This is a genomic window from Phytoactinopolyspora halotolerans (genome assembly GCF_010550675.1).
GTDB classification, from domain to species: domain Bacteria; phylum Actinomycetota; class Actinomycetes; order Jiangellales; family Jiangellaceae; genus Phytoactinopolyspora; species Phytoactinopolyspora halotolerans.
Genome location: NZ_JAAGOA010000006.1, coordinates 214,107 through 232,340, shown reverse-complemented (window position 1 = coordinate 232,340; position 18,234 = coordinate 214,107). Strand labels below are relative to the sequence as shown.

General features: G+C 66.9%; 13 protein-coding genes. 11 read left to right on the top strand and 2 right to left on the bottom strand.

Annotated elements, in window-relative coordinates; genetic code table 11:
- Positions 1 to 6: 6 nt before the first annotated feature.
- On the bottom strand, positions 7 to 885 hold the full coding sequence (locus tag G1H10_RS10990) for a 2-hydroxyacid dehydrogenase (RefSeq protein ID WP_163737159.1): 879 nt from the start codon (positions 883 to 885) through the stop codon (positions 7 to 9).
- A gap of 146 nt (positions 886 to 1,031) precedes the next feature.
- On the opposite strand from G1H10_RS10990, the gene G1H10_RS10985 reads away from it, so the two are divergent.
- From G1H10_RS10985 to G1H10_RS10960, 6 genes are all read left to right on the top strand, one after another.
- The gene (locus tag G1H10_RS10985; protein WP_163736819.1) at positions 1,032 to 2,240 is read left to right on the top strand and encodes a PQQ-dependent sugar dehydrogenase; all 1,209 of its coding nucleotides are present in this window, start codon (positions 1,032 to 1,034) and stop codon (positions 2,238 to 2,240) included.
- A gap of 122 nt (positions 2,241 to 2,362) precedes the next feature.
- Complete coding sequence (locus G1H10_RS10980; RefSeq protein WP_163736815.1) at positions 2,363 to 3,271, top strand: siderophore-interacting protein; 909 nt, start codon at positions 2,363 to 2,365, stop codon at positions 3,269 to 3,271.
- Positions 3,272 to 3,343: 72 nt separating this feature from the next.
- Entirely contained in the window at positions 3,344 to 5,875 is a 2,532-nt protein-coding gene (locus tag G1H10_RS10975; protein ID WP_163736813.1) for a DEAD/DEAH box helicase, read from the top strand.
- Between the two features lie 137 nt (positions 5,876 to 6,012).
- A complete protein-coding gene (locus G1H10_RS10970) occupies positions 6,013 to 6,540 on the top strand; it encodes a Uma2 family endonuclease (protein ID WP_163736810.1) in 528 nt (175 codons plus the stop codon).
- Positions 6,541 to 6,916: 376 nt separating this feature from the next.
- Positions 6,917 to 9,028 (top strand): MMPL family transporter, encoded by a 2,112-nt coding sequence (locus G1H10_RS10965; RefSeq protein WP_163736807.1) that lies wholly within the window; start codon positions 6,917 to 6,919, stop codon positions 9,026 to 9,028.
- A 300-nt stretch (positions 9,029 to 9,328) separates the two neighbouring features.
- Positions 9,329 to 9,856: a Uma2 family endonuclease gene (locus G1H10_RS10960; protein WP_163736805.1), complete on the top strand. Its 528-nt coding sequence runs from the start codon at positions 9,329 to 9,331 to the stop codon at positions 9,854 to 9,856.
- An 18-nt stretch (positions 9,857 to 9,874) separates the two neighbouring features.
- Here the strand turns inward: G1H10_RS10960 and G1H10_RS10955 are convergent, their stop codons facing one another.
- Positions 9,875 to 10,972 (bottom strand): LacI family DNA-binding transcriptional regulator, encoded by a 1,098-nt coding sequence (locus G1H10_RS10955; RefSeq protein ID WP_216853140.1) that lies wholly within the window; start codon positions 10,970 to 10,972, stop codon positions 9,875 to 9,877.
- A 329-nt stretch (positions 10,973 to 11,301) separates the two neighbouring features.
- On the opposite strand from G1H10_RS10955, the gene G1H10_RS10950 reads away from it, so the two are divergent.
- From G1H10_RS10950 to G1H10_RS10925, 5 genes are all read left to right on the top strand, one after another.
- Positions 11,302 to 12,609: an ABC transporter substrate-binding protein gene (locus G1H10_RS10950; RefSeq protein WP_163736802.1), complete on the top strand. Its 1,308-nt coding sequence runs from the start codon at positions 11,302 to 11,304 to the stop codon at positions 12,607 to 12,609.
- A gap of 213 nt (positions 12,610 to 12,822) precedes the next feature.
- The gene (locus tag G1H10_RS10940) at positions 12,823 to 13,743 is read left to right on the top strand and encodes a carbohydrate ABC transporter permease (RefSeq protein ID WP_216853139.1); all 921 of its coding nucleotides are present in this window, start codon (positions 12,823 to 12,825) and stop codon (positions 13,741 to 13,743) included.
- The gene (locus G1H10_RS10935) at positions 13,740 to 14,612 is read left to right on the top strand and encodes a carbohydrate ABC transporter permease (RefSeq protein ID WP_163736796.1); all 873 of its coding nucleotides are present in this window, start codon (positions 13,740 to 13,742) and stop codon (positions 14,610 to 14,612) included. The genes G1H10_RS10940 and G1H10_RS10935 overlap by 4 nt, the downstream gene beginning before the upstream one ends.
- Positions 14,613 to 14,662: 50 nt before the next feature.
- Positions 14,663 to 17,146 (top strand): glycoside hydrolase family 2 protein, encoded by a 2,484-nt coding sequence (locus tag G1H10_RS10930; protein ID WP_163737150.1) that lies wholly within the window; start codon positions 14,663 to 14,665, stop codon positions 17,144 to 17,146.
- A 71-nt stretch (positions 17,147 to 17,217) separates the two neighbouring features.
- A complete protein-coding gene (locus G1H10_RS10925) occupies positions 17,218 to 18,171 on the top strand; it encodes a glycoside hydrolase family 113 (protein ID WP_163737147.1) in 954 nt (317 codons plus the stop codon).
- Positions 18,172 to 18,234 lie beyond the last annotated feature (63 nt).

The window sequence follows — 18,234 nt, the reverse complement described above, 5'->3', positions numbered from 1 at the left end:
CATCCGTCAGCGGGCGGGTCCGACAACCACGTTCGCCAGCGGTTCGCCCGCGGCGTACCGCTGCAACTGGGCGTGGATGAGCCGGCGAGCACGCGGTTCGAACGCCGACGACGAGCCGCCGACGTGCGGAGAGAGCAACAGGCCCGGGACGGTCCAGAGTGGATGCCCGGGTGGCGGGGGCTCGGGATCGGTCACGTCCAGTGCCGCCCGGATACGACCGCTGGACAGCTCGGCGACCAGCGCGTCGGTGTCCACGACGCCGCCACGAGCGACGTTCACCAGCAGCGCGCCGTCGGGCATCGCGGCCAGGAACGCGGCGTCCACCATGCCTGCGGTCTCATCGGTCAGCGGGCAGATGAGAATGACCACGTCGCAGCGGCCCAGCAGTTCGGGCAACGCGTCGAACCCGGCGACCCCGTCGCGGGCGGTACGGGCGACCCGGAGCACGTCGCACTCGAACGGCAGCAGCCGCCGTTCGATCGCTTGGCCGATAGCACCGTAGCCGACGATGAGCACCGTCTTGTCGGCCAGCGCCTCATAGAAGCCGAACGCCCACTCGCCGCGCGAACGCGCCTCGACGAACGTGGGGATGCCGCGCAGCGAGGCCAACGTGAGCGCCACCGCCAGCTCGGCCGTGCTCGCGTCGTGCACGCCACGTGCGTTGCACAGGGTGATCCCGTCCGGAAGGTAGGGCTTGACGTGCTCGAAGCCGGCCGTGAGCGTCTGCACCACCTGCAGGTTCGGCATCCGGCCGATGATGTCCCCGGTATCGGGCGCGAACGCGTACGGCATCACATAGCAGTCGACCCGGGCCAGCACGTCGGGTGCCGGGAGTTCATCCCCGCTGTCCCACACGTGGGTCTCAAAGCCATCGGGCAACGGCATGTTCTCGGCCAGCGGCGGGATCAGGACGGTGCGCACCGTCCCAACCTATCGATGCCGGATCGATCAACGTCGCCCGGTCGCCGGATGGCCAGGTCGGCCACGCGTCGTCGTTCGGCGCCAGCGAGATCCGGCGGCCGCGTGGCACGATGGGAGGGGTGAACGCGACACGTCTGCTCGGACCGGCGATCGCGGTGGCGCTCATCGCCGCCGGCTGCGGAGATGACGACGACTCCGCACCCGCGCCGGCACCCACCGAGACCTCCCCCGATGGCACCCCAGCCGACAGCTCTCCAACCGGCGGGCAACCACCGGATGACGAGAACGGCACAACCGGATCACCGCCACAGACGCCGACAGAGGGTACAGCCGGACCGGTGGAGCCGACCGACGTCGAGGAGATCGTCACCGGCCTGGATGCGCCGTGGGACATCGCGTTCCTGTCCGACGGCGAGGCCCTGGTGTCGCAGCGGGACGAGGAGACGATCGTGCGCGTCGACGATTCCGGCGACGTGACCGAGGTCGGCGAGGTGCCAGGCGTCGAAGGCGAGGCCGAAGGCGGTCTGCTGGGCATCGCACTCGATCCGAACGCCGAGAACACCTTGTACGTCTACGCCACCACCGGGAACGAGAACCAGGTGATGCGGACGTCGTATGAGAACGGCGAGTTGGGTGAGTTCGAGACGGTCCTGGACGGGATTCCGGCCTCCCCTCGGCACGACGGCGGACGGATCGAGTTCGGGCCGGACGGCATGCTCTACGTCGCGACCGGAGACGCCGGCGAGGGGTCGAACTCGCAGGACCGCGACTCGTTGGGCGGGAAGATCCTGCGCATCACCCCCGACGGCGACGCCCCGGACGACAACCCGTTCGATGGTTCGCCGGTCTATTCCTACGGGCACCGGAACGTGGAAGGGCTCGCGTTCGACGACGAGGGACGGCTGTGGGCGAGCGAGTTCGGCGACTCCACCGCCGACGAGCTGAACCTGATCGAAGCGGGCGGCAACTACGGTTGGCCGGAGGTGGAGGGAATCCCCGACGACGGCGGCAGCGACGAGTACATCGACCCGGTTCACGAATGGTCCGTGGAGGAGGCGTCGCCGAGCGGGTTGGCGTATGTGGAGCAGACCCTGTTCATGGCGGCACTGCGCGGGCAGCGGCTGTGGCGGATTCCGATTCCCGGTGGCGAAGCCGGCGAACCGACCGAGCACCTGGACGATTACGGCCGGCTGCGCCACGCCGCCGTCGCACCGGACGGCACGCTGTGGGTGCTGACGAACAACACCGACGGCCGCACAGACCCCCGCGAGGGCGACGACCGCATCCTCCGCCTCACCCTCTCCGAGACCGAGCCCTAAATGATCATGTGAAGTGGGTTTTCTCGTGCCGCAACAGGTCTGCAGACATGGTAGGGCACGAGAAAACCACTTCACATGATCATTTAGGAGTGCGGGTGCGGTGGGCGGGTAGCCTGGCGCATATGGCACAGAACGGTCGATCGGCGTCTCGAGCGCGGCGCATCACTACCTTGCACGTGGTGCGGACCGAGTGGCTGACGCCGACGGTGGTGCGGGTGGTGGCCGGCGGTCCAGGCTTCGCGGACTTCGTCACCAACGAGTTCACCGACAAGTACGTCAAGCTGCTCTTCCTGGCGCCCGGGGTGGAGTACCCGAATCCGCTGGATGTGGCCGAGGTCCAGGCGACGATGCCGCGCGAGCACTGGCCGATCAAGCGCACGTACACCGTTCGCTACGTCGACCCGGCCGCTCGCGAGATCGCGATCGACTTCGTCACACACGGTGACACCGGCATCGCCGCCCCCTGGGCGGCCCGCGCCGAACCGGGCGACGAGATCCGCTTCTTCGGCCCGGCCGGTGCGTACGCCCCCAATCCGAAGGCCGACTGGCACCTCCTCGCCGGCGACGAAGCGGCGCTACCCGCCATCGCGTCCGCCCTGGAGTCGATGGACGACGGCGTACCGGCACACGTGATCCTCGACGTCGCGGGCCCCGCCGAGCAGCAGCCACTGACCACCAAAGCCGACGCGGCGATCACCTGGCTGTACCGCGACGGCTCGACGCCGACGCACCTGAACGACGCCGCAACGCCGTTCACCGGTACCCAGACGCCGTCCGACGACGGGGTGAGCAGACTCGTCGCCGCCGTCAAGGCGATGCCGTGGCGGCCGGGCCGGGCCCAGGTGTTCATCCACGGCGAGGCAGGCCTGGTCAAAGGACTGCGTCCGTACCTGCTCGACGACCGGGGCGTCGCGCGTGGCGATCTGTCCCTGTCCGGCTACTGGCGAGCCGGCATGGTCGAGGACGACTTCCAGGCGTGGAAGAAGACAGAGCGGGAGAGCGGCCGCGAGACGGTCATCTATCCCTCGTGATCTTCAACCGCCGGCCCGCACCAGGGCCGGCCCGAGGGTTGATGATCATGGGGTAGGCTGGCTCGGATTGCCATGCTACCCACGCTGACGCCGCTCACCGACGACGCCGAACCCGACGCCCTCTACGACGCCTTCACCGCCTGGGCGTCCGAACGCGGTTTCGACCTGTACCCAGCTCAGCAGGAAGCGCTGATCGAGCTGGTGTCCGGCTCACACGTCATCCTCAACACACCGACCGGGTCCGGCAAAAGCCTGGTAGCGGTCGGCGCGCATTTCGCCGCCTTGAGCCAAGGCGTCCGGACCTTCTATACCGCGCCGCTGAAGGCGCTGGTGTCGGAGAAGTTCTTCGATCTGATCGCGACGTTCGGGGCGGACAACGTCGGGATGATGACCGGCGACTCCAGCGTCAACCCCGGCGCCCCCATTATCTGCTGCACGGCGGAGATCCTGGCACAGATCGCCCTGCGCGACGGCGCCGACGCCGACGTCGGCCAGGTGGTGATGGACGAGTTCCATTTCTACGCCGACCCGCAACGCGGCTGGGCCTGGCAGGTGCCGCTGCTGGAGCTCCCGCGCACCCAGTTCCTGCTGATGTCGGCGACGCTCGGCGACGTGAGCTTCTTCGAGAAGGATCTGCAGCGCAGGACCGGGCGTGACGTCGCGGTGGTCGCGTCGACGACGAGGCCGGTCCCGCTGACGTTCTCGTACTCGACCGAGTCGATCCATGAACTGCTCGACGAACTGCTGACGACGCACCGCTCCCCGGTCTACGTCGTGCATTTCACCCAGGCCGCGGCGATCGAACGCGCTCAGTCGCTCACCAGCGTCAACGTCGCCAGCCGCGCGGAACGGGACCGGATCGCCGAAGAGATCGGCGGGTTCCGCTTCCACGCCGGATTCGGCAAGGTCCTCAACCGGCTGGTGCGGCACGGGATCGGCGTCCATCACGCCGGGATGCTGCCGAAGTACCGCCGGCTGGTCGAGCGGCTCACCCAGGCCGGACTGCTCAAGGTCATCTGCGGCACCGACACCCTCGGCGTCGGGATCAACGTCCCGATCCGCACGGTCGTGCTCTCCGGGCTGACGAAATTCGACGGCACGAGAACGCGGCATCTCACGGCCCGGGAGTTCCACCAGATCTCCGGGCGTGCGGGACGCGCCGGTTACGACACCGTCGGCGAGGTCATCGTCCAGGCGCCCGAGCACGTCATCGAGAACGAGAAGGCGATCGCGAAGGCCGGCGACGACCCGAAGAAGAGGAAGAAGGTCGTCCGCAAGAAGCCGCCGGAGGGGTTCGTCTCCTGGGGTGAGAAGACTCATCAACGGTTGGTCGAGTCTCCCCCTGAGCCGCTGACCTCGAGTTTCGCCGTCAGCCATGCCATGGTCCTGGGTGTGGCCGGGCGGCCCGGCAACGCCTTCGACGCGATGCGCCGGCTGTTGACCGACAATCACGAGTCGCGTCCCGCGCAGCGCCGGCACATCCGGCGCGCGATCGAGATCTACCGGTCGCTGCTGCAGAGCGGCATCGTCGAGCGGCTGGATCACCCGGATGAGGAGGGCCGCGTCGTGCGGCTCACCGTCGACCCGGAGTCCAACTTCGCGCTCAACCAGCCATTGTCTCCGTTCGCCCTCGCCACGTTCGAGCTGCTCGACGCCGAGTCGCCGACGTACGCGCTGGATGTGCTCTCCGTCGTGGAGTCGACGCTGGACGACCCGCGGCAGGTGCTCGCGGCGCAGCAGAACAAGGCGCGCGGCGAGGCGGTCGCTGAGATGAAGGCGGAGGGCATCGAGTACGACGAGCGGATGGAACTGCTCGAGGACGTCACCTACCCGAAGCCGCTCGAAGAGCTGCTGGAAGCGGCGTTCGAGATGTACCGGCAGACCAACCCGTGGGTGGCCGATTATGAGCTGTCACCGAAATCCGTCGCGCGTGACCTGTATGAGCGGGCGATGAGCTTCGGCGAGTATGTCCGCTTCTACCAGCTGGCCCGATCCGAAGGGCTGGTGCTGCGTTACCTTGCGGACGCGTTCCGCGCGCTGCGCCAGACGGTGCCCGAGGAGATCCGCACCGAAGAACTGACCGATCTGATCGAATGGCTCGGTGAGCTGGTCCGGCAGGTGGACTCCAGCCTGCTCGACGAGTGGGAGAAGCTGCAGCATCCGGACGAGTTGGAGGGCGACGGAACGACGGGCGGCGGGCTGGAGACGGCCGGCGCCACGGACACGCCGCGCCCGATCACCGCGAACCGGCGCGCCTTCACCGTCGCCGTGCGCAACGCGATGTTCCGCCGCGTGGAGCTGGCCGCCCGCGAGGAGTGGGAAGAGCTGGGCGAGCTGGACGGCGCCTCCGGATGGGACGCCGACGCCTGGGCTGACGCGATCGAGCCGTACTTCGACGAGCACGATGACATCGGCATCGGACCGAACGCACGCAACCCCAAGATGCTCATCATCACCGAGCATGCCGACCGGTGGGAGGTCCGGCAGATCTTCGACGACCCGGCCGGCGACCACGACTGGGGATTCAGCGCCGAGATCGACCTCGACGCCTCCAACGACGCCGGCCACCCCGTCGTCACGATCACCCACGCGGGCCAACTGTAGTCGCGATTCACCTTAGAGCGACTCTACACCCACGCACATATAGATAAACACAGGCATTCAGCGGCTGTTGACTTCAAATATGAGCCTCGGGTACGTTCAGGCCCATGAACCCAGGCCTCGCCGATACCATGGTGGACATGCGCACTGTGCTGGTTGGTGAGCTTCCACCCGAGGTCCATGACCTGCTCGAACGACGCCGCGCCCTGGGTCAGGACCTGTTCGACGAGGTGTGGGAGGGCGAGTACCACATGGTGCCCGCGCCACATGGACAGCACGGGCACGTCGACCACCAACTTGTACGAATACTCGGTGCGCGAGCCGACTGCGCGCGGCTCCGAGGCAGCGGGGTCTGTAACATCGGCGAACCCGACAACTACCGGGTGCCCGATCAGGCCTACTTCGCCGAAGGCACGAGGCCACGCACGTTCAATCCGACGGCCGAGGTCGTGGTCGAGATCGTCTCACCCGGAGACGAGAGCCGGGACAAGTTCGGCTTCTACTTCCAGGTCGGCGTCAAGGAAGTCCTGATCGTAGATCCGGGGTCTCGAACCGTGGAGTGGTTCGCCCGCGCAAGCGCCGGCTTCCGGCCCGTCGACCGCAGCGATCTGCTGGGCGTCTCCGCCGCCGAGCTGGCCGACCGGATCGACTGGCCTGAGACAGAGTGATCCTCGGGGCGGGATCCGCCAACGGAACGACATCTTGGTCGCGATTGTGACCAATTTGCATGCTCGTTGCGGATTACACGCCTCCAATTAAACGGTCATGAGCGCCCGGATATAATTTCTCGGCCACCTGCACATCGGCGTGAACGCCATGACACCTCATGACAGCTGAGGTCGCTAACTGGGCGTTTCTGACCTCGGGGAAAACCCTGAGGACATTGTCGGCCCGGCGCGGTATCTTTCTGCTGATCGCGTGCGCGGGCTCCACCATTCCGGGCACAACAGAATCCACATCAAGAAAGATGCGGATTCCCGATGAGTTCTCAGGACACGGCCGGTCTGTTCCATCGACCGCTGCTCACACACCAGGGGGGAAGAAATGACACGATCACTCACCGGCCGTTTGACCGGGCGCCTGGGCAAATGGCTCGTGCTGGTGGTTTGGCTCGTCCTGGCCGCCATCGGCGGAAGCTTCGCCGGCCAGCTGACCGACGTCGAAGAGAACGACACGGTCGAATGGCTGCCTGGCAACGCGGAATCGACCGCGGCATTCAAAGAACAAGGGACCTTCGCCTCAACCGAAGCCGTTCCGGCCGTCATCGTCTACGTCCGGGACGGCGGCGTCACCGAGGCAGACATGGCCAAGGCGGCGGCAGACGCTGAAGCGTTCCGCACCTTCGAGAACCTCGACGGCGAGGTTCTCGGCCCGATCCCGTCGGAGGACGGCGAGGCCATCCAGCTGATCGTCCCGGTCGATATCGAGGACGACTGGGAGCTGGCACCGGACCTGCTCGACGAGGTACGCGAGCGTGTGACCAGTGACGCGGGCGACCTCCAGGTGGAGATCGCCGGGCCACTCGCGATGGTGGCCGATCAGGCCGAGTCGTTCGGCGATCTAGACAGCAGTCTGCTGTTGGCCGCAGTCTCCGTCGTGATCGTGATCCTGCTGCTGACCTACCGGAGCCCGATTCTCTGGATCCTGCCCCTGATCTGCGCCGGCGTCGCGGTGACCTGCGCGCAAGGCGTGGTCTACCTGCTGGCCAGGTACGCGGACCTGACCGTCAACGCGCAGAGTGCGAGCATCCTCGCCGTCCTGGTCCTCGCGGCCAGCATCGACTACGCGCTGCTTCTGGTGGCCCGCTACCGCGAGGAGCTGCGTCGGCACGAAGACCGGCACGAGGCGATGGACTTCGCGCTGCACCGAGCCGGTCCGGCCGTCATGGCCAGCGCCGGCACCGTGGTCCTCGGCATGCTGTGTCTGATCGTCGCCGAGATGAACTCGACGGCCGGGATGGGGCCTGTGCTCGCCGTCGGCGTCGCGGTCGGCATGAGTGCCATGCTGACGCTGTTCCCGGCTGTCCTGGTGATCTTCGGGCGCTGGGTCTTCTGGCCCAAGCGGCCGCATTTCGGCAGCGACGAGCCGACCACGCGCGGCCTGTGGGCGAAGATGGGCAACGCGATCCGGCCCCGTCCCCGCATGGTGTGGGTGACCACCACCGTGATCCTCGGTGCGATGACGCTGGGCATCACTCAACTCAACGCGAACGGGCTCTCCCTGGAGGAAGGTTTCACCAGCGAGCCGGACTTCGCCCAGGCGGAGCGGGTCCTCGCCGAACACTTCGATGTCGGTGCGGGCGACCCGGTGACCGTCATCGCGAACGCCGATCAGATCGACGCCGTCTCCGCCGCACTGCGCGACCATCCGGCCATCGGTTCGGTCACCGAGCCCAGAGTCGTCGATGACCGGGCGTACATCGAGGGCACGCTCACCCTCCAGCCTTATAGCGACGAGGCGGGCGACGCCATCGACGAGATCCGCTCCAGCGTGCACGGGATCGACGGCAGCGATGCGGTGGTCGGCGGATCGGCAGCCATCAACGTCGATATGCAGGAGGCGTCGGCACGGGACAACCTCGTGGTCATCCCGCTGGTCCTGGTGGTGGTTCTGCTGATCTTGATCGCGCTGCTGCGCTCGCTGGTCGCTCCGCTGGTGCTGATCGGGACGGTGATCCTGTCGTTCGGCGCGGCCCTCGGGGTCAGCGGGTTCGTGTTCGAGAACGTGTTCGGCTTCGCGGGCACCGACTCGTCGTTCCCGCTGTTCGCCTTCGTGTTCCTCGTCGCCCTGGGCATCGACTACAACATCTTCCTGATGACCCGGGTGCGGGAGGAAGCCGCCAGCGTGGGCACCAGACGCGGCGCGCTGATCGGCTTGGCGGCTACCGGCGGTGTGATCACCTCGGCCGGACTGGTCCTAGCCGGCACGTTCTCGGTGTTCTTGACCATGCCGCTGGTCTTCCTGGCGGAGATCGGGTTCGTGGTCGCGTTCGGGGTCCTGCTCGACACCCTGATCGTACGGGCGGTGCTCGTCACCGCGCTCAACCTGGACATCGGGCGGTTCATGTGGTGGCCGAGCCGGCTCGCGAAGGTGCCGGACGTCGACGAGGCCGGCCCGCCTCCCACGGAACGGACCCTCACCGGCGCACCGTCCTAGGCGCGCTCGCACGTCGAGAGGTAGACGTCTGTTGGTAGCGCGAAGGCCGCGAACGGAGCCGATCTCTTCGCGGTCTTCGCGCATTCCGGCTCGACCAGGCATAGCACCCGTGGGCGCTCACGTCCTGCGCTGACCATTCCCGCATCTCTGCCTCGCTCTGTCCACCGACTCAGCCAAGGAACGCAACCGACGAGGTCAATCACAGCTTAATGCACGTAACCGTCGTCGAATTGATTCATACTGCGGATACTGCTGGAGTTCTGTGCCATGAACGCAGGCCTCGCCGATACCATGGTGGACATGCGCACTGTGCTGGTTGGTGAGCTTCCACCCGAGGTCCATGACCTGCTCGAACGACGCCGCGCCCTGGGTCAGGACCTGTTCGACGAGGTGTGGGAGGGCGAGTACCACATGGTGCCGGCGCCACATGGACAACATGGGGATGTTGACGACCAGCTCGCTCAACTCATAGGACCGCTCGCCAGAGCCAGTGGTTTGCGGGGCAGTGGCCCCTGCAACATCGGAGAATCCAATAACCACCGAGTTCCCGATCGCGCCTACTTCGCCAGGGGCACGACACCACGCGCGTTCAATCCGACTGCGGAGATCGTCGTCGAGATCGTATCTCCGGGCGATGAGAGCCGGGAGAAGTTCGACTTCTACTTCCAGGCCGGCGTGACAGAGGTGCTGATCGTCGACCCGGGCGAGCACAGCGTCGATTGGTACACGCGTGCCGATTCGACTTTCCGCCCCACGGAGAGCAGCGACCTGCTCGGAGTCTCCGCTGCAGAGCTTGCCGGGCAGATCGACGGGCCGCGACCTGAGTGACGTCACGTAGGCTCCAGGTCACGACGCAGGCGGGATCTCCCCGGAGCCGCGCGCGATGACGTGGGTGTCCACCTCGATGTGCTGCGGCGGCCCAGTCGGATCGTCGAGGCGTTCCAGCAATCGAAGCGCCGCCCGTCGCCCCATCTCAAGCGTGTCGTAGGCGATCACGCTGATGCCGAGCGCATCGGCAAGCTCGAAGTCGTCGAAGCCGATGAACGCGATCTCGGACCGGCGCTCACCGAGCGCCCGAATCACGCCGGCGCTGGCGTGATTGTTGCCCGCCACGATGGCAGTCGGCGGATCCGGGAGCGCCATCAACTCGCGCGCCGACTCTTCGTCCGGACGGCCATCGACGTCCTTGAGCCGCTCCCAGCGCCGACTGTCGGTCACCCCTGCCTCGCGCAGCGCGTCGCGGTAACCCGCCAGCCGCTGCTCATGTGTGTAGAGCCCGCCAGGACTGCAGATGAAGCCGATCCTGCGATGCCCGTTGGTCACCAGCGCTCGGACCGCGTCGGCCGTGCCGGAACGGTTGCGTAGCACTATCGCGTCGGCGACCAGATTGCGGGCTGGCCGGTCGACGCAGATCACCGGCGTTCCGAGTTGACGTTCACCCTCGAGGTAGGACTGATCCGCGGCGATCGGCACGATCACCAGCGCACGCACGCGCTGGTTGAGCAGCGTCTCCACCACCCGCTCCTCGCTGCCCGGGTCGTCTTCCGTCGCGGCCAGGATCATCGTGATCCCATGTTTGGCCAGCTCACGCTCCATGCCCGCGGCGACCTGGAAGTAGAACTGGTTGGTGATGTCACCCATCACGAACCCCACGGTGTTCGCGACTCCGCCGTGCCGCAGGCTGCGCGCGAGATCGTTCGGGCGGAACCGGAGCCGGTTCGCGGCCGCCATGACCCGGTCACGGGTCTGGTCAGCCACGTAGGCGTTTCCGGAGAACACCCGGGAGACCGTCTTCGCACTGACCCCGGCCAACCGAGCCACGTCGGCGAGTGTCGCCCGGGACCTGGTCACGCGCGTCGGAGGCGTCAACGCGACACTCTCAAGGCCGCCGTCGCCATCGGGTTCCCCGGCCACCGCCGGTGACCGCGTATTGGGCTCGCTCACGCGGCAGAGCGTACCAGGAATTCGCCGCTCGAGGTGACATGTCATCGTCGGACAGATCTGGACCGGCAGATCTGAGGTCACTGGCTCTACACCGCGCTTCGACAAGCATAAGCGCATGCCAGCCGTATTCCAGCAGCATCGCGCCACCACCGGGCAAGATATGTCAGCGTTGACATAGAGGGTTGACGGGAGCGCTACCACCGGCGTACGTTCTCCCAACACCTGTCGCGCTGCGGGTCCGAGATCGACGCATTTCCAGATCCGCAGCCATCGACCCCTCGAACCACCGAGCCTCAAGCCTTTCCACACACATCGGTAGGAGAACCGTGATGGCAAAGAAGCACATCGTGGGCATCGCCACGCTGGCTCTGGTCCTCGCCGCGTGCGGCGGTGACGACTCGTCGGAGAACAGCGACACGAGCAGCGGCGACGGCACCATTTCCGGCGATCTCACGGTGCTGACGCATCGCACCGACATCGTCGACACCGTCCTGGAGGACTACAAGAGCCGGTTCCAGGAGAAGTACCCCGACGTCGACATCACCTTCGAAGCGATCACCGAGTACGAAGGCGACGTGTCCATCCGGCTCAACACCGAAGAGTACGGCGACGTCCTGATGATCCCAGCCGCGGTGACCAGGGATCAGTTGCCCGAGTACTTCGAGCCGCTCGGCACCGTGGAAGAGCTGGGCGAGAAGTACCGCTTCGTCCAGGAACAGAGCTACCAGGGCGATGTCTACGGCATCTCCATCACCGGCAACGCCAACGGTTACGTGTTCAACAAGCGCGTCTGGGAGGAGGCCGGGATCACCGAGCCTCCGGCCTCCCCGGAGGAGTTCATCGACGCGCTGCGCGCGATCGAGGAGAACACCGACGCCATCCCGTACTACACGAATTACGGCGACGGCTGGCCGTTGGGCCAGATACGGGGCAACATGGGCGTCCTCACCGGATCAGAAGTCGAAATCGACATGGCCCATATGGACGAGCCGTGGACCGAGGGCCAGGACATCCACCTGATCGACTCCCTCGTATACGACATTGTCGCCGAAGGCCTGACCGAGGACGACCCCACCACCACCAACTGGGAAGAGTCGAAGAACCTCCTCGGTACCGGCGAGATCGCGACGATGTTCCTCGGCTCGTGGGCCGTCACCCAGATGCAGGACGCTGCCGAGAATGTCGGCGCCTCTCGCGACGACATCGGCTACTGGCCGTTCCCTTCCCAGACCGACGGCACGTTCCGCGTCCGCATCGGTGGCGACTACAAGATGGGGATCAACAAGCACTCCGAGCACAAGGAAGCCGCCCGGGCGTGGATCGACTGGTACACGGAAGAGTCCGGCTACGCCACGAGTGAGGGCGGACTCTCCGTCACGGTGGGCGGCGAGTTGCCGGACACCCTCCAGGACTTCGAGCCGCTGGACATCGAGTTCTTCGAGCTCACGCCCCCGCCTGAGGGCGAGGAGACCCTGTACTCCGACATCTTCAAGACCGCCGAGATCGACCTCGACGGCTGGCTCTACAACCAGGAAATGATCGATATCGCCCGTGGCGCGGCCGACGGCGACAAGGAGTCCTACTTCTCCGAGCTGAACCAACGCTGGTCGGACGCCCGCGCCCAGGTGGCCGGCTGACCTGGCGAAAGGCGGCATTCCATGGCGGTCAATGCGACGGGGTGGCCCACCGGCGACGGTGGCAACGGTCCGGGCTCTGGCCACGGTGACGGTTCGAGCGCTGGCCACGGTGACGGTTCGAGCGCTGGCCACGGTGACGGTTCGAGCGCTGGCCACGGTGACGGTTCGAGCGCTGGCCACGGCCGACAGGTCCTGACTGCCGCGGGCAGGGATGTGCACGTTCCTGCCCACGGCGCCGGGCCCGGCGGCGCCTCCCCCGCCCGGGACGCCAAACAGGGTTGGCGCACGACGCCGTGGCTGTTCCTGCTCATCCCGCTCGGCTTCCTGATCGTGTTCACCTACATCCCCGTGGGCAACATGGTCTGGTACAGCGTCACCTCCTGGGACGGGCGCGACCCGGTCAAGGAGTTCGTGGGCCTGGACAACTACGTCCAGATCTTCACCCGCCCGGAGCTCTTCGAGGTCTTCTTCGTCAGCCTGTACTACGTCGGCGGCTCATTCGTGCAGATGGCGCTGGCGCTGTACTTCGCCACGGTGCTGAGCTTCAAGACTCGGTTCCGGAACTTCTTCAAGGGCGTCATCTTCTTCCCCTATCTGCTCAACGGTGTGGCCATCGGGCTGGTGTTCCTGTACTTCTTTCGGCCCGGCGGGACGTTGGACGCCGTGCTGGCGCTGGCCGGCGTCCAGGAACCGCCGCAGTGGCTCGGTGATCCGTCGATGGTCAACTACTCGCTGGCGGCCACATCCGTCTGGCGATTCATGGGGTTGAACTTCGTCCTCTTCCTCGGCGCCATCCAGTCGATCCCGAGCGAACTGTACGAGGCGGCCGACATCGACGGGGCCAACTCGTGGGACAAGTTCCGCTACATCATCCTGCCGGGGATCCGGCAGATCCTCGGGCTCTCCTTCATCCTGGCCATCTCCGGAGCGCTGTCCGTCTTCGAGATCCCGTACATCATGACCGGCGGTGCGAACGGCAGCGAGACCTTCGTGATCCAGACCGTCAACACGGCCTTCAAGTTCTCCAAGGTCGGGCTGGCGTCCGCGATGGCCGTGGTGCTCCTGGTGATCGTGCTCGTCTTCACCTGGCTGCAACGCAAGCTGTTCGCCGACGACAAGGTGGACCTGGTATGACATCGAGTACCGCCGCCGTACGCGGGAGAGCATCCACGCGCGGCGCGAGCTCCCACGTCGCCCGCACGCTGAAGTACGTCTCGCTGGTGTTGGCCTGCGTCGTGGCGATCCTGCCGCTGATCACGGTCTTCATGGCGGCACTCAAGGACACCCGGGAGTTCGCCACCACCGGTCCGCTCGATCCGCCCGGCAACTGGTTCAACGTCGACAACTTCATCACCGCGTTCACCCGCGGCAACATGATCCAGGGCTTCGTCAACACGACCATCCTCCTCGTGGTCTCGGTGACCGGGGCGATCCTCATCGGCACCATGGCCGCGTACGCGATCGACCGATTCTCATTCCGCGGCCGCAAACTGATCCTGGTCGGGTTCCTGCTGGCGACGCTCGTCCCGGGGGTCACCACCCAGGTGGCGACCTTCCAGATCATCGAGGCACTCGGGCTGTTCAATACCCGCTGGGCCGCGATCGCGCTGTTCATGGGGACCGACATCGTCGCCATCTACATCTTCCTGCAGTTCATGAAGTCGATCCCGAGATCGCTCGACGAAGCCGCGATGATCGATGGCGCCAACCGTCTGACCATCTACCGGCGGATCATCCTGCCGCTGCTCAAGCCGGCGATCGCGACCGTCGTCATCATCAAGGGCATCGCCGTCTACAACGAGTTCTACATACCGTTCCTGTATATGCCCTCCAGCGAGCTCGGGGTGATCTCGACATCGCTGTTCCGGTTCAAGGGTCCGTTCGGGGCACAGTGGGAGGTGATCGCCGCCGGCGCCATCCTCGTCATCGTCCCGACCCTCATCGCCTTCCTCTTCCTGCAGCGCTACATCTACAACGGATTCACCTCGGGAGCCACTAAGTGACCCACCTTGCTGATGCCACCGCGACCCGACGCCCGCTCCACGACGGTTGGATGCTGCGAGCGGCCGGCGGCCCCGTGCCGCCGGACGTGGCCGGCCGCGACGTCCCCGCGACCGTGCCCGGGAGCGTCCACACCGACCTGCTCGCGGCCGGACTGATCCCCGATCCGTACCTCGACGACCACGAGCGCCTGGTCGCCTGGATCGGCCGCTGCGACTGGGAGTACCGGACGACGTTCAGCTGGTCACCCGACGGGCACGACCGGCACGACCTCGTCTTCGACGGGTTGGACACGGTCGCGACGGTCACGCTGAACGGTCACGAACTGGCGCGCACCGCCAACCAGCACCGCACCTACCGGCTCAGCGCTGACGATGCGCTGCTCGACGGAGCGAACGAGCTGGTGGTGCGGTTCGCGTCGCCGATCCGGTATGCGGACCGGCAGAGCCTGGAACTCGGCTACCGGCCGCACGTCAACCACCACCCGTACAACGCGATCCGGAAGACGGCCTGCAACTTCGGCTGGGACTGGGGGCCCGACCTGGCGACGGCGGGCATCTGGCGGCCGGTCACGCTGCACAGCTGGTCCACGGCCCGCCTCGCCGCGGTGCGGCCGCTGGCCACCGTCCAGGGGAACACCGGTCACGTCGCCGTCCACATCGACATCGAGTGGCGAGGCGACGAGCCGAGTGCCTCCACACGACCGGTGCCGTCCGATCCGGCCCCGGCACATGACCTCGTCGTGACGGTCGGCGAGCACACGTCCCGGATCGCCGTCGGCCCCGGCGAGACGTCGGCCGTGGTCGAGGTCGACGTGCCGGACGCGCGTCGCTGGTGGCCACGCGGTTACGGCGATCAGCCGCTCTACCAGGTGGAGGTGCGGCTGGAGAGCGACGACGGCACCGCGGTCGACGCCTGGCAGAGCCGGGTCGGCTTCCGCACCGTCCGGCTGGACATGACCCCCGACGAGGACGGCACGTCGTTCGTCATCGTCGTCAACGACCAGCCGGTGTTCGTCCGGGGCGCGAACTGGATCCCGGACGACGTGTTCGTCCACCGCGTCGACCGCGACCGCTATGCGCGGCGGATCGCCCAGGCGGAGCAGGCCAACATCAACCTGCTGCGGGTCTGGGGCGGCGGCATCTTCGAGTCCGACGACTTCTACGAGTTGTGCGACGAACGCGGCATCATGACCTGGCAGGACTTCCTCTTCGCGTGTGCGGCGTACGCCGAGGAGGAACCGCTCCGCGGCGAGATCGAGGCCGAGGCCCGCGACAACATCGTCCGGCTGCTCCCCCACCCCAGCCTGGTGCTGTGGTGCGGCAACAACGAGAACATCTGGCTGTGCCACGACTGGAACTGGGAACTCCAGGTGCAGGGCAAAAGCTGGGGTCTGGGTTACTACACCGAGCTGCTGCCGCAGGTACTCGCCGAACTGGATCCGCACCGGCCGTACACGCCGGCGAGCCCGTGGTCCGGCACGCTGGACATCTATCCCAACGACGCGGACCACGGTTCGTCGCACCTGTGGGACATGTGGAACCAGCGCGACTACGTGGAGTACCGAACCTACCGGCCCCGATTCGTCGCGGAGTTCGGCTGGCAGGGACCGCCCACGTGGGCGACGCTGCGCCGGGCCATATCGGATGATCCGCTGACCCCGGAGTCACCCGGCATGATCATCCACCAGAAGGCCTTCGACGGCAACGACAAACTCACCAAGGGCCTGGCCCGGCACCTGCCGCTGCCCGACGACATGGAGGACTGGCACTGGGCGATGTCGCTGAACCAGGCGGCGGCCGTGCGGCTGGGCATCGAACACCTGCGGTCGTGGAGCCCGCGTTGCGCGGGCAGCATCGTCTGGCAGCTCAACGACTGCTGGCCGGTCACCTCCTGGGCCGCCGTCGACGGCGACGGCCGTCCGAAGCCGCTGCTGTACGCCATCGCACACGCCTACGCCGATCGGCTGCTCACCATCCAGCCGCGACCGGACGGGCTCGCCGTCGTCGCCGTGAACGACTCCGCGGACCGCTGGGCGGGTGACGTCGTCGTCCGGCGTCTGTCCTACGACGGAACCGAGCTCGCCGCCACCAAGGTGCCGGTCGAGGTCGGTGCCCGGGCCTCGGCGGCCACACCGATCCCGGCCGAGGTCGCCACGCCGGCCGACGACGGAGCCGAACTCGTCGTCGCCACCCTCGGCGATGAGCGAGCACTGTGGTTCTTCGCCGAGTACATCGATTCGCGGCTCACCAGCGCGCGCCTGACGGTACAGGCGGAACCCACCGCCGACGCCGGCCCGAGCGGGTACCGGATCCACGTCACCGCGGAGAACCTGGTGCGTGACGTCGCGGTGCTGGCGGACAAAGTGCATCCGGACGCGGTCGCGGACGACATGCTGGTGACGCTGCTGCCCGGCGAGAGCGCGACCTTCCACATCGACGCTCCCGGTGGGCTCGACCCGGACGCGTTCACCGCGCCGGCAGTCCTCCGCAGCGCCAACGATCTCGTCGCGGCCGAGCGAGGAGATCGTCGTTGACCACCGAGAGCGACCAGCGCGGCGGCCACCACCCGGAGACGGCGCGACGTGCGCTCGGCCAGGTGTGCGGTATGACGTGGGGCTGGACCGGCGTCCGCGGCACCTGGGCGACACCGCAGGCGGAGCAGTCGTTGCGCGAGCTCGCGGCCGTCGGCGGCGTCACCTGGGTGACGATCGCGTTCGCAGCGCTGCAGGAGACCGCGCATTCGACGCGGATCCCGTTCACCGAGCCACCGACGGTGACCGATGACGAACTCCGCTGGGCGATCCGGCGCGCCCGTGAGCTGGGACTACGGGTGTGCCTCAAGCCGACGGTCAACTGCGCCGACGGCACCTGGCGGGCGTTCATCGCCTTCTTCGATCAGGACGTGCCCGGCGAACCCAGCTGGACCGAATGGTTCGCCTCGTATCGCGAGTTCATCCTGCACTACGCGCGGATCGCGCAGCAGGAAGACTGCGAGCTGCTCTGTATCGGCTGCGAGATGGTGCAGGCGGACCGGCAGGAGCGGCATTGGCGGGAGCTGATCGCCGACGTCCGCCGCGTCTACGACGGACTGGTCACCTACAACTGCGACAAGTACCAGGAAGACCGGTTGACCTGGTGGGACGCGGTGGACGTGATCACCTCCAGCGGCTACTACCCGTCCGGCACCTGGACCGAGCACCTGGACCGGATCGAGGGCGTCGTCGAGCGGTGGGGCAAGCCGTTCTTCTTCATGGAGGCCGGCTGCCCCAGCCGAGAGGGTTCCGCGGCGCGCCCGAACGACTGGACGCTCGCCGGCGCCGCGTCGCCGGCGGAGCAGGAACGGTACTACCGGGAGATGTTCGAGGCGTGCACAGGGCGGCCGTGGATGCAGGGCTTCATGCTCTGGGACTGGCCGCCCCGCCTGTACGCCATCGACGAGGCCGCGCACAACGACGACTACTGCGTGTATGCCAAGCCGGCGCAGGACGTCGTCGGAGAGCACTACAGGGCCCTCGCCCGGCGCTCCACCGACCATCGGACCGCCCAGGCGAGGGAGTAACCTTTAAAAAGTCTCAAAAAGGTTATGCTTGGGGGTGGAAGATCCCGACGTCGAAGGGAGCCC